At 65.2% G+C, this 23151-nt stretch carries 21 protein-coding genes; 17 read left to right on the forward strand and 4 right to left on the reverse strand.

Going from position 1 to position 23151, the window contains the following annotated elements:
* Positions 1-6 precede the first annotated feature (6 nt).
* From ATJ78_RS06180 to ATJ78_RS06200, 5 genes are all read left to right on the forward strand, one after another.
* Positions 7-645 carry a TrmH family RNA methyltransferase gene (locus ATJ78_RS06180; RefSeq protein ID WP_098406801.1) on the forward strand — a complete coding sequence of 213 codons (639 nt, stop codon included), beginning with the start codon at positions 7-9 and terminating at the stop codon, positions 643-645.
* Between the two features lie 78 nt (positions 646-723).
* Positions 724-1554, forward strand: a complete 831-nt coding sequence (locus ATJ78_RS06185; RefSeq protein WP_098406802.1) for an ABC transporter ATP-binding protein — start codon at positions 724-726, stop codon at positions 1552-1554.
* Positions 1551-2234, forward strand: a complete 684-nt coding sequence (locus tag ATJ78_RS06190) for an ABC transporter permease (protein WP_098406803.1) — start codon at positions 1551-1553, stop codon at positions 2232-2234. The genes ATJ78_RS06185 and ATJ78_RS06190 overlap by 4 nt, the downstream gene beginning before the upstream one ends.
* Positions 2231-2956 (forward strand): ABC transporter permease, encoded by a 726-nt coding sequence (locus ATJ78_RS06195; protein ID WP_098406804.1) that lies wholly within the window; start codon positions 2231-2233, stop codon positions 2954-2956. Before ATJ78_RS06190 ends, ATJ78_RS06195 begins: the two co-directional genes overlap by 4 nt.
* A 23-nt stretch (positions 2957-2979) precedes the next feature.
* A complete protein-coding gene (locus ATJ78_RS06200; RefSeq protein ID WP_098409238.1) occupies positions 2980-3915 on the forward strand; it encodes an ABC transporter substrate-binding protein in 936 nt (311 codons plus the stop codon).
* A 91-nt stretch (positions 3916-4006) separates the two neighbouring features.
* On the opposite strand, the gene ATJ78_RS06205 is transcribed toward ATJ78_RS06200, so the two are convergent.
* Entirely contained in the window at positions 4007-4297 is a 291-nt protein-coding gene (locus tag ATJ78_RS06205; protein WP_098406805.1) for a DUF4287 domain-containing protein, read from the reverse strand.
* 116 nt (positions 4298-4413) lie between these two features.
* Here ATJ78_RS06205 and ATJ78_RS06210 point away from each other — a divergent pair, with 116 nt between their 5' ends.
* On the forward strand, positions 4414-5031 hold the full coding sequence (locus tag ATJ78_RS06210; RefSeq protein WP_098406806.1) for a TetR/AcrR family transcriptional regulator: 618 nt from the start codon (positions 4414-4416) through the stop codon (positions 5029-5031).
* A gap of 60 nt (positions 5032-5091) precedes the next feature.
* Here the strand turns inward: ATJ78_RS06210 and argG are convergent, their stop codons facing one another.
* Positions 5092-6507 carry an argininosuccinate synthase gene (argG, locus tag ATJ78_RS06215; protein WP_098406807.1) on the reverse strand — a complete coding sequence of 472 codons (1416 nt, stop codon included), beginning with the start codon at positions 6505-6507 and terminating at the stop codon, positions 5092-5094.
* A 111-nt stretch (positions 6508-6618) separates the two neighbouring features.
* On the opposite strand from argG, the gene ATJ78_RS06220 reads away from it, so the two are divergent.
* Positions 6619-7098: a DUF3151 domain-containing protein gene (locus ATJ78_RS06220; RefSeq protein WP_098406808.1), complete on the forward strand. Its 480-nt coding sequence runs from the start codon at positions 6619-6621 to the stop codon at positions 7096-7098.
* A 45-nt stretch (positions 7099-7143) separates the two neighbouring features.
* Complete coding sequence (locus tag ATJ78_RS06225) at positions 7144-8430, forward strand: adenylosuccinate synthase (protein ID WP_098406809.1); 1287 nt, start codon at positions 7144-7146, stop codon at positions 8428-8430.
* Positions 8431-8436: 6 nt separating this feature from the next.
* Here the strand turns inward: ATJ78_RS06225 and ATJ78_RS06230 are convergent, their stop codons facing one another.
* Positions 8437-9276, reverse strand: a complete 840-nt coding sequence (locus ATJ78_RS06230) for a TrmH family RNA methyltransferase (protein WP_098406810.1) — start codon at positions 9274-9276, stop codon at positions 8437-8439.
* A gap of 148 nt (positions 9277-9424) precedes the next feature.
* Between ATJ78_RS06230 and ATJ78_RS06235 the strand changes: the two genes are divergently transcribed.
* Positions 9425-11452, forward strand: a complete 2028-nt coding sequence (locus ATJ78_RS06235) for a glycoside hydrolase family 15 protein (RefSeq protein WP_098409239.1) — start codon at positions 9425-9427, stop codon at positions 11450-11452.
* Here the strand turns inward: ATJ78_RS06235 and ATJ78_RS06240 are convergent.
* Positions 11432-12040: a maleylpyruvate isomerase N-terminal domain-containing protein gene (locus tag ATJ78_RS06240; RefSeq protein WP_098406811.1), complete on the reverse strand. Its 609-nt coding sequence runs from the start codon at positions 12038-12040 to the stop codon at positions 11432-11434. The genes ATJ78_RS06235 and ATJ78_RS06240 overlap by 21 nt on opposite strands.
* 38 nt (positions 12041-12078) lie before the next feature.
* Between ATJ78_RS06240 and ATJ78_RS06245 the strand changes: the two genes are divergently transcribed.
* The 8 genes from ATJ78_RS06245 (at position 12079) to ATJ78_RS06280 (ending at position 23095) form a co-directional block, all read left to right on the forward strand.
* On the forward strand, positions 12079-13113 hold the full coding sequence (locus ATJ78_RS06245; RefSeq protein WP_098406812.1) for a lactonase family protein: 1035 nt from the start codon (positions 12079-12081) through the stop codon (positions 13111-13113).
* Positions 13114-13121: 8 nt separating this feature from the next.
* Positions 13122-13742: a GNAT family N-acetyltransferase gene (locus ATJ78_RS06250; RefSeq protein ID WP_342744781.1), complete on the forward strand. Its 621-nt coding sequence runs from the start codon at positions 13122-13124 to the stop codon at positions 13740-13742.
* A gap of 78 nt (positions 13743-13820) precedes the next feature.
* A complete protein-coding gene (locus ATJ78_RS06255) occupies positions 13821-14591 on the forward strand; it encodes an ABC transporter ATP-binding protein (protein ID WP_098409241.1) in 771 nt (256 codons plus the stop codon).
* On the forward strand, positions 14588-15973 hold the full coding sequence (locus ATJ78_RS06260) for an FtsX-like permease family protein (RefSeq protein ID WP_245836226.1): 1386 nt from the start codon (positions 14588-14590) through the stop codon (positions 15971-15973). Before ATJ78_RS06255 ends, ATJ78_RS06260 begins: the two co-directional genes overlap by 4 nt.
* 16 nt (positions 15974-15989) lie before the next feature.
* Positions 15990-16286, forward strand: coding sequence for a chorismate mutase (locus ATJ78_RS06265; RefSeq protein WP_098406813.1), 297 nt, complete (start codon positions 15990-15992; stop codon positions 16284-16286).
* A gap of 5 nt (positions 16287-16291) precedes the next feature.
* A complete protein-coding gene (locus tag ATJ78_RS06270; RefSeq protein WP_211288440.1) occupies positions 16292-17197 on the forward strand; it encodes an SDR family NAD(P)-dependent oxidoreductase in 906 nt (301 codons plus the stop codon).
* A gap of 103 nt (positions 17198-17300) precedes the next feature.
* Positions 17301-18608, forward strand: a complete 1308-nt coding sequence (locus ATJ78_RS06275) for an RDD family protein (RefSeq protein ID WP_098406815.1) — start codon at positions 17301-17303, stop codon at positions 18606-18608.
* On the forward strand, positions 18605-23095 hold the full coding sequence (locus ATJ78_RS06280; RefSeq protein WP_098406816.1) for a type VII secretion EssC family protein: 4491 nt from the start codon (positions 18605-18607) through the stop codon (positions 23093-23095). Before ATJ78_RS06275 ends, ATJ78_RS06280 begins: the two co-directional genes overlap by 4 nt.
* The last annotated feature ends 56 nt before the right edge of the window (positions 23096-23151 follow it).

The raw sequence follows: 23151 nt of genomic DNA on the forward strand, positions 1-23151 counted from the left end.
TGAGGTATGACGGATGCTGCATTGCCACCGAGCCACGAGCTGTCGACGAACGGTGTCGGTCCGTGGCCCGGGGAATGGCCCGAGGGCGAGCAGTACGATCCAGAGCTGCTCGAGAAAGGCGATACGCGCAACGTCATTGACCGGTACCGGTACTGGACGATGGAGGCGATCGTCGCCGACCTCGACACCGTGCGGCATCCGTTCCACGTCGCGATCGAGAACTGGCAGCACGACATGAACATCGGCTCGATCGTGCGCAGCGCCAACGCGTTCGCCGCCGATACCGTGCACATCGTGGGGCGACGGCGCTGGAACAAGCGCGGAGCCATGGTCACCGACCGCTACCAGCACGTCATGCATCACGCTACGATCGACGATCTCGTCGCGGCTGCCGCTGAAGCCTCGCTGCCGATCATCGGCATCGACAACGTTCCCGGCTCGGTCATCATCGAGACGTTCGCGTTTCCCGCCAAGTGCATTCTGCTGTTCGGGCAGGAGGGGCCGGGACTTTCCGCCGAAGCGCTCGCCGCATGCGAAGCGGTCGTCGAGATCAGCCAGTTCGGGTCGACGCGCTCGATCAACGCCTCCGCAGCCGCAGCTGTCGCTATGCACACGTGGGTGACGCAGCACGTGACCTTCGAGTAACCCGCACGCGTGGTTCTGGAGAATGTCGGCCGTGTTGTCTAGTGTGGTAAACCACTGACGGGAGGATCGCCGACCACCATGATCCAGTTCGACCACGTCTCAAAGACGTTCCCCGATGGCACGCGAGCAGTCGACGATTTCAGCCTCACCATTCCGTCGCGCACGACGACCGTCTTCGTCGGTTCATCCGGATGCGGCAAAACCACGATCTTGCGCATGATCAACCGCATGGTCGACCCGACAGCTGGCACCATCCACATTGATGACGACAACATCTCCACGCTCAACCCTGTGACTCTGCGCCGCCGCATCGGCTACGTCATGCAGAACTCTGGTCTGCTGCCGCACCGTACCGTCATCGATAACGTGGCGACCGTTCCCATGCTTACGGGCGTCAAGAAGCGTGAGGCTCACGCGGCCGCCCTCGACCTTCTCGACACTGTCGGGCTCGACCGCTCCCTGGCAGACCGGTATCCCGCGCAGCTCTCGGGGGGACAACAGCAGCGCGTCGGAGTCGCCCGCGGACTCGCCATCGACCCCAATATCCTGCTCATGGACGAGCCGTTCGGGGCGGTCGATCCGATCGTGCGGCGTGAGCTGCAGCAGGAGCTCGTGCGCATCCAGAGCAAGCTTGCCAAGACCATCGTCTTCGTCACGCACGACATCGACGAGGCTTTCCTGCTCGGAGACATGATCGTGATCCTTCGTCCGGGAGGGCACATCGTTCAAGCGGGAACAGCAGAGGAGATCATCTCGGCTCCCGCCGACGATTTCGTTGCCGACTTCGTGGGGGCGTACGACGGCAAGCGCGACCTCACCGTGCGCGAACGAAACGGCCAGCGTATCGCGGTCGACCCGACCGGCCGCATCGCGGGCGTTCTCCGGCCGGAGGACGCGACACCCGCATGAGCTGGGTCGCCGCGAACTTCGCGCACATCTGGGAGCTCACCCTGACGCATGTGGGGCTGAGCGTACCGCCGATCATTCTGGGGTTCGTGCTCTCGGTTCCCCTCGGCTGGATCGCTCATCGCTATGCGGCCTCGCGCAGTGTCCTGCTCACGGTGAGCGGCCTGCTGTACACGATCCCGTCGCTCTCGCTCTTTCTCGTGTTGCCCGCCGTTCTGGGCACAACGCAGCTCGACCCGGCAAACGTCGTTGTCGCGATGACCATCTACGCTGTTGCGCTCATGGTGCGCTCGGCTGCCGACGGGTTCGGATCGGTGGAGCCGAACGTGCGCCAATCCGCCGTAGCTGTCGGATACTCGGGGTGGGGGCGGTTCTGGGCCGTCGAGCTTCCGCTCGCGGGGCCTGTTCTCGTCGCCGGCATGCGCGTGGTGTCTGCGAGTACCGTGAGCCTCATCAGCGTCGGGTCCCTCATCGGGGTCTCAAGTCTCGGCTATCTGTTCATCGACGGTCTGAACCGGCAGTTCCCCACAGAGATCATCACGGGCATCGTCGCGACGATCGTGATCGCCGTCGTCTTCGATCTTGCCCTCGTCGGTCTTGGCCGTCTGCTCATGCCGTGGACGCGCTCCGGGGCGAAAGCGCCCCGCCGTCGCGCGTTCGCCCGCACGGAGGCCGCCGCATGAGTCTTTTCGCCGCCGCCTTCGCCTGGCTGTTCGACCCCGCCAACTGGGCGGGAGCGAGCGGCATTCCCGTGCGCACCCTCGAGCACCTCCTCTACACCCTCATCACGCTTGCGGCAGCAGGCATCGTCGGAATCACGATGGGCATGTACATCGGGCACACCGGCAAGTTGCGCTCAGCCGCTGTCGCCGTCACGGGCTCGTTGCGAGCGCTGCCGACGCTCGGCCTGCTGTTCTTGTTCGCGCTGTGGCTGGGCATCGGCCTGGTACCCGTGATCATCGTCTTGGCGATCCTCGCCGTGCCGCCGCTTCTCGCGGGGACCTATTCCGGAATCGAGTCGATTGAGCGCTCGACGATAGATTCGGCGCGGGCAATGGGCATGACGGAGTGGCAGATCCTCGCGAGAGTGGAGATCCCCCTCGCCATGCCGCTGATTGTCAGTGGGCTGCGCTCTGCCGCTCTTCAGGTGATCGCGACGGCGACGATCGCCGCGTACCTGCCGCTCGGCGGGCTCGGCCGTTTTGTCTTCGACAACCTCTCATTGCGTCAGTGGGATGCTGTCATCGGCGGAGCCATCATCGTGACGCTCCTCGCGCTCATCGTCGACGGCTTGTTCGCACTGCTAGAGCGCGGCGTCGTCTCGAGGGGCGTGCGTGCGGCGCGTGGCCACGGTCGTGGCGAATCTCGTTCATCACGAAAGCCTGTTGCGGCAGAAGCCGCGTGAACCACCACACGAAGGGAACCACCATGCTCACAGCACGACGGACCGTCGGACTCGCAGCTGCCCTCACGGCGGCACTCGCCTTGAGCGCGTGCGGAAGCGCCGACACGATCTCCGGTTCAGGTGACGAATCGGGCGGTGCGGAATCCACGACGATCACCGTGGGCTCCGCGGGGTTCGCCGAGTCAGAGATCATCGCCGAGATCTACGCCCAGGCGCTTGAGGCGCAGGGAGTCACGGTCGAGCGCACCATGCAGATCGGGCAGCGAGACGTCTACATCTCGGCTCTCGAAGATGGCTCGATCGACCTCATTCCCGATTACTCGGGAAACCTGCTGCAGTACTACAACTCTGAGGCAGATGCGTCGTCGAGTGACGAGGTGTACGAGGCACTGACGGAGGCCGTGCCTGATGGCTTCGAGGTTCTCGACCAGTCCTCGGCCGAAGACAAAGACAGCTACAACGTCACGAAGGAGTTCAGTGAGAAGCATGGCGTGACGAGCCTTGCTGATCTGGCGGACGTCGACGAGAAGCTCGTCATCGGCGGAAACCCCGAGCTCAAGGAGCGCCCGTACGGACCGACAGGGCTCACGGACGTGTACGGAGTGCCGGCAGCCAACATGTCGTTCAAGCCCATCAATGATTCGGGCGGACCGCTCACGGTCGAGGCGCTGCGTGACGGCACAGTCAACGTCGCCGACCTCTTCACGACATCCCCGGCTATCGCCGAGAACGGCTTCGTCACACTCGACGATCCCGAAAACCTCATCCTCCCGCAGAACGTGCTGCCGTTGATCAACTCGGATGCTGCCACAGACGAGGTCGCCGAAACGCTCAACGCGGTCTCGGCGGAACTCACGACCGAGGCGCTCATCGAGATGAACGCACGCAACCAAGGCGAAGAGAAGGCATCACCCGCAACGATTGCGAAGGACTGGCTCGCCGAAACCGGGCTCGTCTGATTCTTCTGGCACGTAGGGTGACTCGGCTGGCGGGCGATCGTCGCACGCCAGCCGAGGTACCTCACAACCCGCGGTCGATGAACTGCGAAGGCTAGGCGGGCTTTGAGGCTCTGCCGTCGAGCCAGAGGGTGTCCGAGGCATCCCGATGCGCGCCGTTGCTGCCGACGTGCGTGCTGTCGATCTGCGGGCCCTTCTTGATGACGTGCACCATTGCCATGCCATGGCCGCGCCCCAGGCCGTAGTCATCTTTGAGCCACTCGAGAATGACCCCGGCCTTCACCTCGGGTTTGTCATAACCGCGGTTCTGCGCAATCTGAAGCAGTTCTCGAGGAGTGAGACCCGTCTTCGTGTCGACAGCGTCGAGATACGCCTGAAATGACATGAGAAACCTTTCGTCGGACGGTCGTGTGCTAGTACGGTACTGTTCAGTACTAGCGGTGTCAAGAGAGCGGCAGCGTCTGGTTGGATGAATGAGGCGCACATGAGAGGGAGGATCGCGTGTCGGTGTCACGAGAGAGCGAGAAGGCGAAGAGGATCCTTGAATGCGCGCGCGACGTCTTCATTGCGAACGGATTTGTCGGAACCTCGACAGATCAACTTGCCGCTGCCGCCTCGGTCTCGAAACAGACGATCTACAAAGAGTTTGGCGACAAAGAAGGCGTATTCTCTGCGCTGATCCGCTACGCGTGCGACCGCGTCGACGACCCGTTCGAGCCAATGACAGCGGCCATGCGCCGAGTCGCCACGGCCGACGAAGGTATCGAACGGCTCGCCGAGCAGTTCACGGTCTCGATCATGTCGCCGCACGTGCAGCAGCTACGCCGACTCGTCATCGCCGAAGCGAGCAGGTTTCCCCACCTTGGTCAGCTGTACTGGGAGAACGGCTTCCTGCGCGTTCTCGCGTCGATTTCGCGATGCTTGAGCGTGCTTGACGAGCGCGGACTTCTCAGCGTCCCCGACCCGAGCCTCGCTGCACAGCATTTCTCGGGGATGCTGCTGTGGATCCCCAGCAATCGGGAAATGTTCGCAGCGGGCACGGCCGTGGTCGACGACGACGAAGTCGCTCGAGGTATCGCGGCGGGCTGCGAAACGTTCTTGCGGGCCTACCGTCGGTAGGCGTTAACGCAGAAACGCCCCGAGGCGAGACGAACTCGCGCCGGGGCGTACCTGTGACGCTTAGTCGACGCCGAACTCCATCGCGGCCGAGTCGAGCGCGCTCTCAGCATCCGTGGTGCTGGCGCCGGCAGAGATCGCTTCGGCTTCGCCCTCTTCGAGCTTGCCCATGAACTTGGCGGTTTCGCCAGAGACGATGCCCTGGGCGGTGTATTGCTCGAGGCGTGAGCGCGAATCGGCGATGTCGAGGTTGCGCATCGTGAGCTGGCCGATGCGGTCGGTCGGGTCGAATGCGGCGTTCTCGACGCGCTCCATGGAGAGCTTGTCGGGGTGGTAGCTCAAGCGCGGCCCTTGCGTATCGACGATCGTGTAGTCGTCGCCGCGACGCAGACGCAGTGTCACGGAGCCTGTGACGGCAGAGCCGACCCAGCGCACGATCGACTCGCGCAACATGAACGACTGCGGATCGAGCCAGCGGCCTTCGTACATGAGGCGACCCAGGCGACGGCCCTCTTGGTGGTAGTTCGCGATCGTGTCCTCATTGTGAATCGCGTTGAGCAGGCGCTCGTACGTGATGTGCAGAAGCGCCATGCCCGGGGCCTCGTAGATGCCGCGGCTCTTTGCCTCGATGATGCGGTTCTCGATCTGGTCTGAGACACCGAGGCCGTGGCGTCCGCCAATCGTATTCGCTTCGTGCACGAGGGCAACGGCGTCGTCGAATTCAACGCCGTTGATCGCGACAGGGCGGCCCTGATCGAAGGTGACGGTGACCTCTTCGCTTTTCACCTCGACGTCGTCGCGCCAGGCGGCGACGCCCATGATCGGCTCGACGATGTCGACGCCGGCGTCGAGGTGCTCGAGGGTCTTGGCCTCGTGCGTCGCGCCCCAGATGTTGGCGTCGGTCGAGTATGCCTTCTCGGCCGAATCGCGGTAGGGGAAGCCGTGCTCGACGAGCCACTCGCTCATCTCCTGGCGCCCCCCGAGCTCCGAGACGAACTGCGCGTCGAGCCACGGCTTGTAGACGCGCAGACGCGGGTTGGCGAGCAGCCCGTAGCGGTAGAACCGCTCAATGTCGTTGCCCTTATAGGTGGAGCCATCGCCCCAGATGTCGACGCCGTCGTCCTTCATGGCGCGCACGAGCATTGTGCCGGTCACCGCGCGGCCGAGCGGTGTCGTGTTGAAGTACGTCTTTCCGCCGCTGCGAATGTGAAATGCTCCGCACTGCAGAGCGACAAGTCCCTCTTCGACGAGTGCCGACTTGGCATCGACCAGCCGGGAAATCTCAGCCCCGTACTCCGTCGCGCGCTCGGGAACCGAGGCGATGTCTGGCTCGTCGTACTGGCCGATGTCTGCGGTGTACGTGCAGGGGATCGCGCCGTTATGGCGCATCCAGGCGACGGCGCACGAGGTGTCGAGGCCGCCCGAGAAGGCGATGCCGACGCGTTCGCCGACGGGAAGGCTGGTGAGGACTTTGGACATGCCCTCAATCTTAAGGTCGTGAGGCGAAAAGACCGAAACGCGTCCGCGCCGAACTCCCACGACCCGCGTGCTGTCGCGGGCCGTTCTCACCCCGGTTGCTACCATGAGATCGTGACCGATAACAATCTGCTTGGGGTTCCAGAGACTCATCTGCCCGCAGAGCCAGAGGTTGAGGCGGCTCTCGACGGCGCAGAGACCGTCGACGACATCGCCGCGGTCGTGCGACAGCATCCGTCGTCTGCCTTGGCGTGGGCGGTCTACGCCGAGCACATTCTTCACCCCGCGCACCCTCTTGAGGGGTACGCGGCAGCGCGAGTGGCCTACCACCGCGGACTCGACGCCCTGCGCAAGGCCGGGTGGCGCGGCCAGGGCCCGATCCCGTGGTCGCACGAGCCCAACCGCGGTGTGCTGCGGGCGCTGTATGTTCTGCGCAAAGCGGCCCATCTCATCGACGAGACGGCCGAGGTCACGCGACTCGACGAGTTTCTGCGCGGCGCCGACGACACCGCGGCAGCGCGCATTGAACTTCTGGGAACGAAGCGGGAGCCCGCGCCGTCGACAGAAGCGTTCGTGATCCGCGGCGAAGACTGACCGCGACCACGCGACGCACCACCACCCGAAAGAGAGGCATCCGCTATGCCAGGAATCGCGATCGTCGGCGCCCAATGGGGCGATGAGGGCAAGGGCAAGGCCACCGACCTGCTCGGTTCGCGCATCGACTACGTCGTCAAGTTCAACGGCGGGAACAACGCCGGTCACACCGTCGTCGTCGGCAACGAGAAGTATGCACTTCACCTGCTGCCAAGCGGCATTCTGACCGAGGGCGTGACGCCCGTGATCGGAAACGGCGTCGTCGTCGACCTCGAGGTGCTGTTCCACGAGCTTGAGGCGCTCTCGGCGCGCGGCGTCGACGTCTCGAAGCTTCGGGTGAGCGCGAACGCGCACGTGATCACGCACTACCACCGCACGCTCGACAAGGTGACCGAGCGGTTCCTCGGCAAGCGCCAGATCGGCACAACGGGGCGTGGCATCGGCCCCGCATATGCCGACAAGATCAATCGCGTCGGCATCCGAATTCAAGACCTGTACGACGAGAACATTTTGCGGCAGAAGGTCGAGGGCGCGCTCGACGTCAAGAACCACATGCTCGTCAAGATCTACAATCGCCGCGCCATCGCGGCAGACGAGATCGTCGACGATCTGCTTGCGTACGCCGAGCGTCTTCGCCCGATGGTCGCTGACACCGCGCTCGAGCTTCACCGGGCGCTCGACGACGACAAGATCGTGCTGTTCGAGGGCGGGCAGGCGACAATGCTCGACGTCGACCACGGGACGTACCCGTTCGTCACCTCATCGAACGCCACGTCGGGTGGAGCAGCAACCGGGTCGGGAGTTGCGCCGAATCGCATCGACCGGGTCATTGCGATCGTCAAGGCGTACACGACGCGTGTGGGTGCGGGGCCGTTCCCGACAGAGCTCTTCGACGAGTGGGGCGAGTACCTGCGCAAGACCGGTTTCGAGTACGGCACGACGACGGGCAGACAGCGTCGCGTCGGCTGGTACGACGCACCGGTCGCGCGCTACGCCGCTCGCATCAACGGCGTCACCGACTTCGTTCTCACCAAGCTCGATGTGCTCGACGGCCTCGACACGATTCCGGTGTGCGTCGCGTACGACGTCGACGGTGTGCGCTTCGACGAGATGCCCGTCAACCAGTCGGACTTTCACCACGCGAAGCCCATCTACGAGGAGTTCCCGGGCTGGAACCAGGACATCACCGGATGCCGCTCGTTCGACGAGCTGCCGAAGAACGCGCAGGATTACGTGCTGGCCCTCGAGAAGATGTCGGGGTCGCGCATCTCGGCGATCGGTGTTGGCCCGGGCCGCGATGCGATCGTGGTGCGGCACGACCTGGTGGACTGAGCCGCGTCAGCGGGCGCGCTGTCTCGCTGCTTCGTACAGCAGCACCGATGTGGCGTTCGCCGCGTTGAGCGATGAGGCGTGGCCGCCGATCGGTATGCGGGCGAGCACATCGCAGGAGTCGCGCCACGCCGTGGACATGCCCGAATGCTCGTTTCCCGTCACGATGAGTGTCGGTCGGGTGAGGTCAATGTCCCAGACGTCGCGTGTGCCCTTTTCGTCGGTGCCGACGACCTGCAGCTCGGCGCCCGCAGCGCGCGACTGCTCGACCCACGAGAGCACGGCACTCGCGCTCGGCACACGCACGATCGGGGTCACGAGCGTTGAGCCTGTCGACGCCCGCAGCGCCTTCGGGTCGTAGGGGTCCGCGGCGTGTCCCGTGACGATCACGCCGTGCCCGCCGAACGCGTCGACCGAGCGCACGCTCGACCCGATGTTTCCCGGTGACGACGGGCGATCCAGAGCGACGAGCAGCGCATCGCCAGGCGCAGGCAAGCGCGCGAGATCATCGAGGGGGATGCCGATGACGAGAAGCAGCTCAGGCGGGTCATCCTGCTTCTCGCCGAGTTCTCGCATGAGTTCCGGAGCGACATCGAAGGTGTGCGCTCCGGCGTTCTCAGCACGGGTGATCGCGTTGCGCGCCCAACCGGATCGCTCTGACGTGCGCGTGACCAGTACGGCTCGGACGTCCACAGCCGACTCGAGGGCGAGAGTGATCGGACGCACGCCCTGCACCAGCATCTCGCCTGCGCGATTGCGCTTCGTGCGGTTGCCGAGCAGCGTCTGCCAGTACTGGAACGTCGCGTTGCGGGTCGTGACGGTCTGCGGTCGCTGACGTTTCTGATTCATAGGGGGAGACCTGCCTCGGTGCTCGATGGAGTGCGCCGTCAGACGGCCACCACACGAGCATAACGATCGTCGGTCCGTCAGGATCATGGCCGTCGCGGCGTCGCGCAACCCCTCGAAAAACGACGACAACTGCGACAGACTGGGGCACATGCCGCAGAACATCGAAGATTATGCCCTGATCAGCGACTGCCACACGGCTGCTCTCGTCGGTGCTGATGGAAGCATCGACTGGCTCTGTCTTCCGAGGTACGACTCAGCTTCGGTCTTCGGAGCCCTGCTCGGAGACGAGGACCATGGACGCTGGAAGCTCGCTCCGACTGAGGAAGGCGCCGTCTCAACGCGTCGGTACGACGGCGAGACGTTCATTCTCGTGACGCGGTGGCGCACTCACAGCGGTGAGGTCGAAGTTACGGAGTTCATGCCGTTCGGCGACGGACGAGCCGACCTCGTCCGTCGTATTCGCGGCATCAGCGGAACCGTGATGATGGATCTCGATCTGCGATTCCGCTTCGGCTACGCAACGGCGACGCCATGGATTCGTCAGCTGCACAACGACGCCCCCGGAATCATCGCCGTCGCCGGCCCCGATGCCGTTGTGATGCGGGGCATCGGACTCTCAGCATCCGACCACTCTCACAGTGGCTCGTTCACGGTGAACGAGGGCGAGGTCGTCGACATCACAATGACGTGGTTCCCGTCGCACCGGCCGATTCCCGACCTGCCCGACGTGGACTCGGGACTCGCGAAGACGCGCGACTGGTGGACCGAGTGGGCGTCGCGCGTTGAGCACGAAGGGCCGTACTACGACGAGGTGATCCGTTCGCTGCTCGTACTGCGAGCGCTGACGCACGAGCAGACGGGCGGAATCGTGGCCGCCGCAACGACCTCGCTTCCCGAGCAGTTCGGGGGCGAGCGCAACTGGGATTACCGATACGTGTGGCTTCGAGACGCAGCGCTGACGCTCGAATCGCTGCTGCTGCACAGCTACACGAGTGAGGCTTCGAACTGGCGAGCATGGCTGCTGCGAGCCATCGCAGGTGATCCCGCCGACGTTCAGATCATGTACGGGCTCGCGGGCGAGCGTGATCTCTCGGAGCGCGAAGTCGCTTCTCTGCCCGGCTACCGCGACGCAAGCCCCGTGCGCATCGGAAACGGCGCCGTCGACCAATTTCAGGCAGACGTCATCGGTGAGGTCATGGTCGCGCTCGACAAAGCGCGCAAGGCAGGGCTCGACGAGACGGACTTCTCGTGGCCGCTGCAGCGCGCGCTCGTGACCTACGTGTGCGACACGCGCGACAAACCGGACCAGGGGATCTGGGAGGTCAGGGGACCGGCGCGTTATTTCACGCAGGGCCGGGTGATGATCTGGGCCGCACTCGATCGTGCGATCAGCGCCGTGCGCGACGACGGGCTCGAGGGACCCGCCGACGACTGGGAGAAGGTGCGCGACGAGATTCGCGACGAGATCGAAGAGAACGGCTTCGACACGGAGCTCAACTCGTACACGCAGTATTACGGATCGGGCACGGTCGACGCGTCGCTGCTCGTTCTGGCGCAGGTCGGGTATTGCGACTACGACGACCCGCGCATGCTCGGGACCGTCGCCGCAATTGAGCGCGAGCTCATGGCCGACGGACTGCTGCTCCGCTACCGAACAGAGCACAACGTTGACGGGCTGCCGCCGGGCGAGAACCCGTTTCTCGCATGCTCGTTCTGGCTCGTCGAGCAGTACGCGTTCAGCGGGCGGCTTGACGAGGCGATCAAGCTCATGGACCGGCTCGTCGGGTACTGCAACGATGTCGGGATGCTGAGCGAAGAGATCGATCCCCGCACCGGGCACCACGTCGGCAACACGCCGCAGGCCTTCTCTCACCTCACACTGCTGCGCGCGGCAGATGCGATCACGCGAGAGCAGAAGAACCGCAAGGGCGAGCAGCCGCCCGAGGCCGAGGACACGGGTCGTCGCCGCAAGCCCGAAGAGAACGTCAACCCGCTCGAAGAGAAGCGAGAAGAGTACGGCGACTCGGGCGGGCCTCAGTCGGACTCCGACCTCGGCGATCGCCCGAGCGGTCGGAAGCACGATGAGTCAGATGCCACAGAGACGCCGAGTGAGCAGGGCAAGACTCCCGGGCGTCGTGGTGAAGAGGGAACGCGGTCAGACAACGCTGAATCCTGACGGGAGCGGCTCGCGCCCCGTCAGGGCCATGAGCACCTGCTCGCCCGCTCCCTTGCGCGCGGCGATGCCTGCGGCCATGGATGCTGCAGCCTCAATCAGCTGCGGAGCGAAGTCGGCCGTCTGGCCCGTCGCACGGGCGATGTCCATCGTGTGCACGACGAGTTCGAAGATGCGCGTCTTGAGGTACTCATCGAGGGGGATGCCCATGCCTCCGAGCGAGACGAGCCGGTCGCTCGGCTGGGTCTCGAGCAGAGCCATCGCGCGCTCCACGAGCCGCTCGATCGCGGTCGAGGGGTCGTCGCCGAGCGCGATCCCCGCGTCGACGCCTCTTTTGGCGATCGCCTCGGGATTGGTGTAGGCGAGGTAGATCTGCCCGTAGTAGTCACCCGCTGTGGGCATATCGATCTGCCCGGCCGGATCGAGTTCGAGGTAGTCGATCACGGTGATCACGGCTCTCGCCGTGTGCCCGACGAGCGAGCGCACATTCCACACGCCGAGTGCTGCAGCATCCCACTGATCGTCTCGGATGCCGGAGACGACGTCGATGAACGTGCGGCAGGCCATCGCGTATCGTTCTGTTCGCGCCATGCTTCATCGTGGCACGATCTGCTGGCAGACTGAAGAGCATGGCCAACACTGATCCCGCATTCTGGCTCGGTACGTACACGGCATCGGGTGATGGCACAGCGAAGGGAATCGTCGCGCTGTCCCGCCAGGAGCAGGCGACGCTGAGACCGTCGTTTGCCGCGCCAGCGGACTCGCCCTCGTGGCTGACCGTGAGCGGACAGCATCCGCTCGTCTATGCCGCAGAGGAGTTCACGGGCCGTGTCGTCGCTTTTCGCCCCGATGGAACCGCACTTTCCGAGGTGGCGAGCATTCAGCTGGATGCCGGTGCATGCCACCTGTCGGTGTCGCCGCGGGGACGCGTGCTTATCGCGGCGTGCTACGGCACGGGCCAGGTGGTCTGGATTCCGCTCGATGACGATGCCGGTTTCGGTGCGGCGCAACCGGTGGTCGCCGAGCCGTCGACCGATCCGTATCGCCTGCCGGGCGAACGTGAGCCGCACGCCCACCAGTCGCGCTGGCTGCCGAACGGTCTCGTCGTCACGACAGACCTTGGCTACGACCTCGTGCGTGTGTGGCGTCCGACCGAAGCGGGACTGTCGCACGTGCAGGACGTGGCGCTGCCTCAAGGCGTCGGTCCGCGACACGGCGTGTGGCACGAGAGCGGACACCTGCACGTCGTGACCGAGTACTCGGGCGAGATCTTCACGTTGCGCTTCGACGACTCAGGTGCGCTGCGCGTCGTCGCGGGCGTGCGCGCCACCGCTGACCCCCTCGAAGACGGCGACACGGGTGCCGAGATTGCGATCGGCGACCGTCGCGACCGGCTCTACGCGGGCATTCGCGGCAGCAATCGCATCAGCACGATCGAGATCCTCGGCGACGGCAGTGAGCTGCGCCCGATCTCCGATGTCGAATCAGGCGGCAACTGGCCGAGACATCACATTGTCGATGGACCACTTCTGCACGTGGCGCATCAGTATTCGGGAGATGTCGCGACGCACCGCCTTGACGACCGCACCGGCATTCCGCATCTCGTGGGCACCGTCGAGACCGGCACGGCAACGTGCCTCGCGCCGACCGGCGCCGGCGCATGAGCGCCGTCGTGCCCGAGCCCCGCGCGCTGACTGGGCACGTTGTGCGGCTTGATCCGCTCACGGCCGCCGACGCGAGTGACCTCTACGCGGCGATCGTGCGCCCCGAGGTCTACGAGTTCGGGTACGGGGGCGGCGCAGCCGGTATGCCGCGGGATGCTGCAGAGTTCGCGGAGACGCTGACCGAGCACTACCCCTTCGCCAGCGGCATCCCGTTTGTCGTACGTCTTGTCGACGGTCCGGCTGCCGGTCGCGTCGTCGGGACGACGTCGCTCGGCGACCTCGACGTCGCGCATCGCGGGGCGCACATCGGCTGGACGGCGTACCGGCCCGACGTGTGGGGCACCGCCGTCAATCCCGAGTGCAAGCTGCTGCTGATGTCGCTGGCGTTCGGCTGCGGTTTCGAACGCGTGAAGATCCAGACGGATGCTGTCAACGCGCGGTCGCGCGCGGCGATCACGAAGCTCGGGGCGACGTTCGAAGGCGTGCTCAGGCACCACAGACTCCGCGCCGACGGAACGTGGCGCGACACGGCGGTGTACTCGATCCTCGCGGAGGAGTGGCCTGAGATTCGCGAGAGCCTCGAACTCCGACTCGAGCGTGAGACGCGAAAGGTCACCCTCGAGACGTGACGTGAATGCGACTGGAGGATGACGAGGTTCACTCTCCGGCGCGATGTCTTCGTTCTCCCGAGTGACGAGCATGGAGACATGACACTTCACAACGTCGCCCCCACGCACACCCCGCCGGTGCTCGCCGCGCAGGCCGTCATGAAGAGCTACGGCCCGACGCAGGCGCTCGCCGGAGTGAGCCTCGCCGTCGCGCCGGGGGAGTCCGTCGCCATCATGGGTGCATCGGGCTCAGGCAAGACGACTCTGCTTCACGTGCTCGCCGGCATCATCACGCCCGACGCAGGCAGCGTCACGTTTCAGTCCATCGCGGGACCGCTGCGGGTCAACGAGATGTCAGAGAAGGAGCGCTCGCGTCTTCGCCGCGAATCGTTCGGCTTCGTCTTTCAGCAGGGACTTCTTCTGCCCGAGCTGACGGTCGTCGAGAACGTCGCGCTCCCGCTCATGATCGCGGGATACCCGCGTCGCGAGGCTGAAGGGCGCGCGCTGCACTGGTTGCACGCGCTCGGGCTCGCAGGACTCGAAGCCCGCCGCATCGGCGAGGTCTCCGGTGGTCAGGCGCAGCGCGTCGCGATCGCCCGCGCTCAAGTGACCGGAGCCACGGTGATCTTCGCCGACGAACCGACCGGAGCGCTCGATTCCAGCACGGGTGAAGAGGTCATGTCGGCTCTTCTCGATTCCACGGTCAGTCAGGGCCACACGCTCGTCGTCGTTACGCACGACGAGACCGTCGCCGCACGGTGCTCGCGCACCATCCGCATGAGAGACGGCCTACTCGAAGCGGATGCTGCTCGCGCGCAGCATCCTGCCGGTGCGCAGTTTCTCGGCGCGGGGTGGGAGCAGCAGCGATGAGCACGGCACTCGCCCCACAGCGCCCGGCCGCCGCGTCGGCACGACGGCGCATGCCCATTGTCAGGCTCACGTGGATGCTCTCGCGACCCGGTGCTCAAAGCGCCGCGGCGCTCGTGCTTCCTGCCATCGCCTTCGCCGTCACAACGGCCCTTCTGCTGATCGTCACGGGCGGCACTCTCATGTTCTGGAGCTGGCGCAACGAGGCCGCTGGTCTCTACCAGATGCTCAGCGTTCTCGCCCTCGCGCTGCTTGTTGTGCCGCTCATCTCGCTCGGCGGCGCTGCCGCCCGCCTCTCGGCGCGGCGTCGTGACGACCGCCTCGCGACGCTGCGACTGCTCGGCGCGACTCCGTGGAGCGTGCAGCGCATGACCGTTCTCGAGTCGACGGCCGTCGCCGTGGTCGGAGCACTCGCGGGCGTTGCGCTCTACGTCATGACCATGCCGCTCGTCGGTCTGATCCCGTTCGGCCCAGGCCCCATCGGCGCTGCGGCGATCTGGGTGGGAGCTCCCGTGATTCTCGCTGTCGTCGCCGGCGTCGCACTTGTCGCCGCGCTCAGCAGCGTGATCGGTCTGCGGCAGGTCACGATCTCGCCGCTCGGCGTGCGCACGAGGCAGCAGCCGCAATCCGTGCACTGGGTGCGCGTGCTCGTCGGTCTCGCCGCTGTCGTCGTCGCGTTCACCGTTCTGCAGAACCTCGGCGTGCTCGGCTCGTGGGCACTCATCGTCATCGTGCTCGGCGGAGCGTTCGCCGCAGGCGTCGCCGTCATCAATCTGATCGGACCGTGGGCGCTCAGCGTCTTCGCGAAGGTGCAGCTGCGCTCGGCCACGTCCGCCCAGAAGCTCATCGCCGCCCGCGGCATCCTCGATAACCCCAAGGCTGCGTGGCGGCAGGTTTCGGGCGTCGCCATGACAAGCTTCGTCGCCGTGGTCGGCGGCTCGGGAACGGCGCTGGCCAACGTCGCGTCGTCGGGGGCGCGCCCCGAAGACGTGACGCTGCTCATGGATATCCGCACCGGCATCCTCATCACCCTGATCGCGTCGTTTCTCATGGTCGCGTGCTCGGTTGGGGTCAATCAGGCGGCGGAGATTCTCGACCGGCGAGAGACGTGGGTCAACCTCGATCGCGTGGGCATGCCGCGCTCGGTCATGGAGCGCACGCGCTCGCGCCAGGTCATGGCGCCGCTCACATTCGTCGCGCTGCTTTCCGCGCTTCTCGGCGGAGTGATGGTGTTCCCGCTCATCGGCATCTCGATGATCCTCGCGCCGGTCTCACTGCTTGTGATCGTGCTCTGCTTCGTCGGCGGGTTCGCCCTGGTCGTAGCGGCACTTGTCGCAACGCGCGCCGTCATGACGCGAGTGCTGGCGCAGCCAGAGCGCGTGTGACAGCTAGGCTTGGGGCATGTCCGACTCCGACGCCACAGCCGAACTGAACCGACTTCGCAAGAGCATCGACAATATCGACGCGGCGCTCGTGCACTTGCTGGCGGAGCGTTTCAAGTGCACGCAGGAGGTCGGCTCACTCAAGGCGACACACGGGCTGCCGCCGTCCGATCCGTCTCGCGAGGCACGGCAGATCGCCCGTCTGCGGGAGCTCGCTGCCGAGTCGGAGCTTGATCCGGAGTTCGCCGAGAAGTGGTTCACGTTTGTGGTGTCAGAGGTCATTCACCATCACGAGCGCATCGCTCGAGGAGAGTGACTCCCGTGCACCGGCCAGGCGCCCGTCGAACCGTCGTCGTGACGGGTGCAAACGCGGGTCTCGGCTTCTGGACGACGCTCGCCCTGGCCGATTCCGGTGACCACGTGGTCATGGCCTGCCGAAACAGAGACCGAGCGGATGCTGCCGCTGCCATGATCCGCGCACGAGTTCCCGCGGCCGAACTCGAGTTCGTCGAGCTCGACACAGCCGACCTCAGCTCGGTGACGAGAGCCGCCGACCAGTTGAGACAGCTCGAGAGAATCGACGTGCTGATCGAGAACGCGGGAATCGTGCATGTTCCCGCCCGCCGTGAGCAGACGGTCGACGGCCTTGAACTCGTCGCCGCGACCAACTTCTTCGGGCACTTCGCGCTCACAGCGGCGCTGCTGCCTGTTCTCGAGAGAACGCCAGGGTCGCGCGTCGTCACGCTGGGCAGCCTCGCAACGCTCCTCATCGCCCCGAAACTCCACGACCTTCAGCTGCAGACGGGTTACCTCGGCCCGCGTGCATACGCGCAATCGAAGGTGCTGCTGCAGTCGTTCGGCTTCGAGCTCGATCGTCGGCTTGCAGCATCCGGTGCTCTTGTGCGCTCACTTGTGGCGCACCCGGGATACTCGATCTCGGGGCGGACTCCTCGAGTTCCCACCGTGAACGAACCGAGCCGGGCGAAGCGCTTTCGCGACAACCTGCAAGCGCCGTTCACGCAGGGAAAACACCGCGGCGCGCTGCCGATCATTCGCGCGGCGTCTGATCCGTCACCACCACGAGGCATTGCGTTCTATGGTCCGAAATGGATGCTGAAGGGCGACGCGGTGCTCAGCGTGCCCGCGAGCATCACGACCAATCGCGACGTCGCCGCGGCGGTCTGGGCCGAGGCTGAGCGCTTCACGGGCACGACTTTCACGCTCTGACCGGCACATGGGTACTCCTCCACCGCGCCTCGCGCGCGCAGCGCCGTTAGGCTGTCTGCGGGCACCGCATGCTGAGCCCGAGTGCGGTGCCGGGGAGGAATGAGTGACGGTTGCGGATGGTCGTCGTGCTCGGCGAGAGGCCGAGCAGCGAGCGCAGACGACGCAGACGATGAGGGACCCAGCTGCGGAGAAGGCGGCACAGCGCGCCCATGATCGTGAAGCGCGTGCCGAAGCGCTGCTCATAGCCGACGAACTCGGCGTCATCACCGCCTCGTGGGGGCGACGCTCCCTGGCGTACTTCGTCGATATCGTCTGCTACCTGATCGTCGCCTCGCCCGGCCTGATCGCAGCATGGTTCCTGATCGCGGGAGCGAACTGGGCCCGCCCCGGCCTCGACGTCTTCACTAAGCAGCCGAATTTTCTGCTGCTGCTCATCATCATGCTCAGCGGCCTGCTCTTGGGCTGGATCTTCATCATCGTCGAGGTCGCTCTGCACGGTCTGAAGGGGCTGACGATCGGCAAGGCGCTCGCCGGCATTCGTTCTGTGAGCGTCGTGTTGATGCGCAAGCCCGGCTTTTGGCGCATCGTGCTGCGCACCGTCATTCTTCAAGCGTCCAACGTCGTTCTACCGCTGATCGGTCCGGCGGTGATTCTCTGCTCGTCGTTGTGGAGCGAACGGGGCATCGGTTGGCTTGATCGCGTGTCGAAGAGCCGCGTCATTGACGTTCGCCTCGGGCTCAACCCGCTGGACCTCAAGGCGCTGCGTCGGGCCGAACGACGGATCGCTCGGCCCGAGAGGATCGTCGAGACCGACCTGCCGTCGCTCGCGACACACGGTTCGCCCGACGCCCACTTCGCCCCGAGCGCGCGTTCTCGACTAGGCGTCGTGGGCGAGAACCCCATTCTTCCTCCGGGTGAGCGCCGCGAAGACTGGGCTGGCGACGCACCGCAGACGTCCCCCTCGTCCGGCGGAGCTCCACAGCCGCAGGAACCACAGCGGTCGCAGGTGTCCGCGCCCCACGAGCGGCAGGCGCCGACGGCTCGAGAGCCGCAAGCGCCGGCTCCTGCCGCGCAGGCGAGTTACGTCGTCGAGGGCGCAGGAGTCTCTGCCGACATCACGTCCGTTCCCGCCCTGCTGGGGCGCAACCCTCAGGCCCGAGAAGGGGAGAACGTGAACCTCGTTCCCGTCAACGATCCTTCGCACTCGATGTCGAAGACGCACGCGCTTCTCGGCACCGAACCTCGAGGTGTCTGGATCGAAGATCGTGGGTCGGCGAACGGCACTGTCATCGTTCTTCCCGACGGTAGTGAGCAGAAAGTCGAGCCCTTCGCTCCCGTGATGCTCGGCGGCTCCGTTGTACGGTGCGGCGACTGCGAATTCCGCGTCATGACGAAGGGGGCACGACAGTGAAGCTCAAAGTCGTACTTCGGCACGAGAGCGGAGGAACGTCAGACGTCGTCGTTACGGCGGATTCCACGGCGACGGTGGGCGATGTCGCCCGCACGTTCTTGCACGACGACCCGCATCTCTCGCTCGCGCCCTGGGCGACAGACGACGTCACGCTCTCGGTGGCATCGCCCGACGGCAGGCAGCACGTCGTTCTCGATCCCGACAGTCCCATCGGCGAGGCGGCGCTCGGCTCCGGGTTCGACGTGTCGATCGTCGACGCCGCCACGAGAAGCGACGAGACGGCGGCAGCTGTTCTCACGATTCTGAATGGGCCAGATGCCGGTCGAAGCGTCATGCTCCCCGAGGGCAGCGGAACCATCGGCCGCGACTCCAGCGCCACGGTCACGCTCAACGACCCGATGGTGTCGAAGAAGCACGCGCGCATCGAGATCTCCCCGGCCGGAATCGAGATCGTCGACCTCAACTCGGCGAACGGGATTCTTGTCGATGGCGGAGTTGTGCCCCGCCTGCGCATGATGGAAGGGCGTCGCGCCACGCTGGGTGACACCGTCATCTCCGTGACGCCTCTCAATGATTCGGCTGCGGGCGAGCGAACCATCATCGAGCGAGGCGGATTCCTCGCGTACAACCGTTCCCCGCGCGTCGAACTGCGCTATGTGGGCACGGAGATGCCTCCCCCCGAGGTGCCGTCTGAGAAGGAAGAGCGCCCGTTCCCGTGGATCATGATGATCGCCCCCGTGCTGATGGGCGGGTTCATGTACGCGATGACGCGCAACCCTTTGAGCCTCGGGTTCATTGCCATGGCACCGATGATGATGATCGGGAACTTCTTGATGCAGAGTTCCCGCACGTCAAAGAAGCAGAAGAAGGAGATCTTCAACTTTGAGCTGCAGCTTGAGGCGCTCGAAGACCATTTCATCGCGGAAGAGCCAGAGGAGCGTCAGACGCGCTTGCGCGAGAGCCCATCAGTCGCCGAGATCTTCGATGAGGCCCAGCAGCTCGGCCCCATGCTCTGGACGCGCAGACCCGAGCACTGGAACTTCCTTGACGTGCGCCTCGGTATCGGGGAGATGCCTCGTCGTCTCACGATCGGTGAACTCGAGAAAGTCGGCGGCATCGAAGATTACCGGGTGCGCTTGGACGCGCTGAACGCGCGGTACGAGAAGATCGCCCACGTTCCGGTCGTCGAGAATCCTCACGTTGCGGGCGCGCTTGGCGTGTGCGGAGAGACAGGAGCCGTCTGCGACACGGTACGCGCTCTCGGCGTGCAGTTCGCTGGGTTGCACTCGCCTTCAGAAGTCACGTTCGCAGCGTTGACGAGCACGGGAATAGCGAGCGAGTTCGAATGGCTCAAATGGATGCCGCATACGACATCCCCGCACAACCCGCTCGGCGATTTTCCACTCGCCGACAACCCGGCGACGGGCACCGAGCTGCTCAATGCCCTGGAGGGCCTCGTCGCGGCGCGGCTGGCCAAGATGCGGAACGACGATAACGCGCGTGGGGCTCACAGTGATGAGGCGTCCGCCGCGCACCGTGGAACCCGCGTAGGGGACGACAATCTCACCTCGGACTTCGAGCCGGAAACGCCCGTCCTCATCATCTACATCGATAATGATGTCGACGTCGACCGGGCTCGGCTTGTCCAGTTGATCGAGCGGGCGGCCGACGCGAGGATCTACGCGGTCTGGATGGCACCGACCATTGAGGCGCTGCCCGCAGCGTGCCGAACGGTCGTCGATGTCTCGGGCGGCCTCGACCACGCACAGGTGAGCTTCGTCCGTCAGGGAATCACCGTCGACGATGTCGATGTCGAAGGGGTATCGCAGCACTACGCCACGATGCTGGCCCGGCGTCTCGCCCCGGTCGTCGATGCGGGCGCCGTGATCGCCGACTCCAGCGATCTTCCGCGAAGCGTCTCTCTGCTGAGCCTGACGGGCACAGAACTCGCCGACGACCCGAAGGCGGCGCTTGAGCGCTGGAGCCAGAACGCGTCAATCATCGACCGCAGCGGCGGCGCACCGGTGCGACGCAAGCGCGCCGGGACACTGCGAGCGCTCATCGGGCAGGGGTCTCCAGACGCCATGCACCTTGATCTGCGTGTCCAGGGCCCTCACGCTCTCGTGGGCGGAACGACGGGGTCGGGTAAGTCAGAGTTTCTGCAGGCGTGGGTGCTCGGAATGGCCGCCGAGTACAGTCCTGACCGCGTCACCTTCCTCTTCGTTGACTACAAGGGCGGCTCCGCGTTCGCCGAGTGCGTCAACCTGCCGCACTGCGTCGGATTGGTGACGGACCTCAGCCCGCACCTGGTGCGCCGAGCGCTGACGAGCCTGCGCGCGGAGCTGCACTACCGCGAGCACGTGCTGAATCGCAAGAAGGCGAAAGATCTTCTTGAGCTTGAGAAGCGCGGCGATCCCGAGTGCCCGCCCGCCCTCGTGCTGGTGATCGACGAGTTCGCCGCACTGGCGGGGGAAGTCCCCGAATTCGTGGACGGAGTCGTCGACATCGCACAGCGTGGCCGCTCCCTCGGCATCCATCTGATCATGGCTACTCAGCGTCCGGCCGGTGTCATCAAAGACAACCTCCGGGCCAATACGAACCTGCGTGTGGCCTTGCGCATGGCAGACGAAAGCGATTCCAAAGACGTGGTGGGCGACCCGATCGCGGGCACATTCGACCCCACGATCCCCGGTCGAGGCATCGCCAAGACGGGTCCGGGGCGGCTCATTCCATTTCAGTCCGGGTATGCCGGCGGCTGGACGACCGACGAGCCAGAGCAGAGCGCCGTCGATGTCGCCGAGTTCCACTTCGGAAGCCTCATTCCGTGGGAATCCGATGTCGAAAACGACGTGCACGAAGAAGAGGAAGATCTCGGTCCGAACGATCAGGCGCGCATGGTCGCCTCGTTCGTCGCAGCAGCGAAAGATGCGCAGATACCGGAGCCTCGGCGGCCGTGGCTCGACGATCTGCCCGATACGTATGACCTCACGAAGCTTCCGCATCGCTCTGACGATGCCATCGTGATGGGCGTCAGTGACAAGCCTGAAAACCAGGCGCAGGAACCGAGCTACTTCTATCCGGACCGTGACGGCCACATGGCGGTCTACGGAACCGGCGGTACAGGAAAGACGGCGTTGCTGCGCACGCTGGCCATCAGTTGCGTTCTCGGCGACAAGGGCGGCCCGGTCCACGTGTACGGCATGGACTTCGGAACCGGAGCACTGCGCTCGATCGAGGCGTTGCCGCACGTCGGGTCCGTCGTTCCCGGCGATGACTACGAGCGTGTCTCACGCCTTCTGAAGACTCTGCGTGGCGAGCTCAACCGGCGATCAGAAGAGTTCTCAAACGTTAACGCCGGCAGCATCGCCGAGTACCGAGAGCTCGCCGGAGTTCCCGACGAGCCTCGGATTCTGCTGCTGCTGGACGGCTTCGGCGCCTTCCGTTCCGAATACGAGACCACGCTGGCGCGCGCACCCCTCTATAACGCCTTCATCCGGCTGCTCGGTGAAGGACGGCCGCTCGGCATGCACGTCGTGCTGACGGCTGACCGCAGCGGAAGCGTTCCGAGCGCCGTCACAGCGGCGATTCAGCGCCGTACAATTCTGCGTCTGCCCGATCCGGCGTCGTACCAGCTTCTCGGTGCCCCGAAGGACGTGCTCGACGAGAGCTCGCCTCCGGGTCGTGCCGTCATCGACGGCTACGAGACGCAGCTTGCCGTGATTGGCGGAACCGCGAACGTCTCAGAACAGACGCGCGCGACCGAAGCGCTTGCTGCGGAGCTGGTCGCCAGGGGCGTGAGTGTTGCTCCCGAAATTGGCGCACTGCCGAAGGAAGCGGCGATCGAAGACATGCCAGAGGCAGCGAACGATCTGCCGGTCGTGGGCATCTCGGAGGAGACGCTCGATCCGTGCGGGTTCGAGCCGATTGGAACGTTCCTGATCGGCGGACCGCCGCGGAGCGGAAAGACAAATACTCTGCGAGCGCTCTCCCGCACGATCACGGCGTGGGATCCCAGCGCAAAGCTCTTCCATATTGCGGGTCGTCGTGCGAAGCTCGCCGACGATATGGCGTGGACGCGGAGCGCTGTTCGCGTGGACGACGTCGTCGAGCTCGTGAAGGAACTCTCGGAGATCGTCAGCGACGAAGACATTGCGGACAAGCTGGTGATCGTCGTGGAGAACGTCACGCAGTTCAGCGGATCAGCGGCAGACAAACCACTCGCAGAACTCGCGAAGAAGGTCAACCGCAGCGATCATATCCTCATCACAGAGGCAGACGTCGCCAATCTGTCATCGGGGATTGGTCTGGTCGGGGAGATGAAAGCGGGGCGCGCCGGGATCATCCTGAAACCGGATACGCATGACGGTGACACGATCTTCAAGACGCCGTTCCCGCGCGTGGCCCGTCATGAGTCGCCCGAGGGCCGCGGGTTCATGGTGCAGAACGGGCAAGTTCTGCGTGTGCAGGTGCCGCTTGTCTCACCGTGACGGGGAGCGTTTCGGGGAGTAGTCCCCATCGCTACGAAACATGAACTTCGTTAGCG

The sequence above is a fragment of the Paramicrobacterium agarici genome (assembly GCF_002563955.1).
GTDB lineage: Bacteria > Actinomycetota > Actinomycetes > Actinomycetales > Microbacteriaceae > Paramicrobacterium > Paramicrobacterium agarici.

Coding starts and splice junctions, on each gene's coding strand:
- ATJ78_RS06200 (WP_098409238.1), top strand. CDS start 2,980: ATGCTCACAGCACGACGGACCGTCGGACTCGCAGCTGCCCTCACGGCG.
- ATJ78_RS06260 (WP_245836226.1), top strand. CDS start 14,588: ATGAGCACGGCACTCGCCCCACAGCGCCCGGCCGCCGCGTCGGCACGA.
- ATJ78_RS06265 (WP_098406813.1), top strand. CDS start 15,990: ATGTCCGACTCCGACGCCACAGCCGAACTGAACCGACTTCGCAAGAGC.
- ATJ78_RS06240 (WP_098406811.1), bottom strand. CDS start 12,040: ATGGCGCGAACAGAACGATACGCGATGGCCTGCCGCACGTTCATCGAC.
- argG (WP_098406807.1), bottom strand. CDS start 6,507: ATGTCCAAAGTCCTCACCAGCCTTCCCGTCGGCGAACGCGTCGGCATC.
- ATJ78_RS06180 (WP_098406801.1), top strand. CDS start 7: ATGACGGATGCTGCATTGCCACCGAGCCACGAGCTGTCGACGAACGGT.
- ATJ78_RS06195 (WP_098406804.1), top strand. CDS start 2,231: ATGAGTCTTTTCGCCGCCGCCTTCGCCTGGCTGTTCGACCCCGCCAAC.
- ATJ78_RS06245 (WP_098406812.1), top strand. CDS start 12,079: ATGGCCAACACTGATCCCGCATTCTGGCTCGGTACGTACACGGCATCG.
- ATJ78_RS06205 (WP_098406805.1), bottom strand. CDS start 4,297: ATGTCATTTCAGGCGTATCTCGACGCTGTCGACACGAAGACGGGTCTC.
- ATJ78_RS06185 (WP_098406802.1), top strand. CDS start 724: ATGATCCAGTTCGACCACGTCTCAAAGACGTTCCCCGATGGCACGCGA.
- ATJ78_RS06190 (WP_098406803.1), top strand. CDS start 1,551: ATGAGCTGGGTCGCCGCGAACTTCGCGCACATCTGGGAGCTCACCCTG.
- ATJ78_RS06230 (WP_098406810.1), bottom strand. CDS start 9,276: ATGAATCAGAAACGTCAGCGACCGCAGACCGTCACGACCCGCAACGCG.
- ATJ78_RS06225 (WP_098406809.1), top strand. CDS start 7,144: ATGCCAGGAATCGCGATCGTCGGCGCCCAATGGGGCGATGAGGGCAAG.
- ATJ78_RS06255 (WP_098409241.1), top strand. CDS start 13,821: ATGACACTTCACAACGTCGCCCCCACGCACACCCCGCCGGTGCTCGCC.
- ATJ78_RS06235 (WP_098409239.1), top strand. CDS start 9,425: ATGCCGCAGAACATCGAAGATTATGCCCTGATCAGCGACTGCCACACG.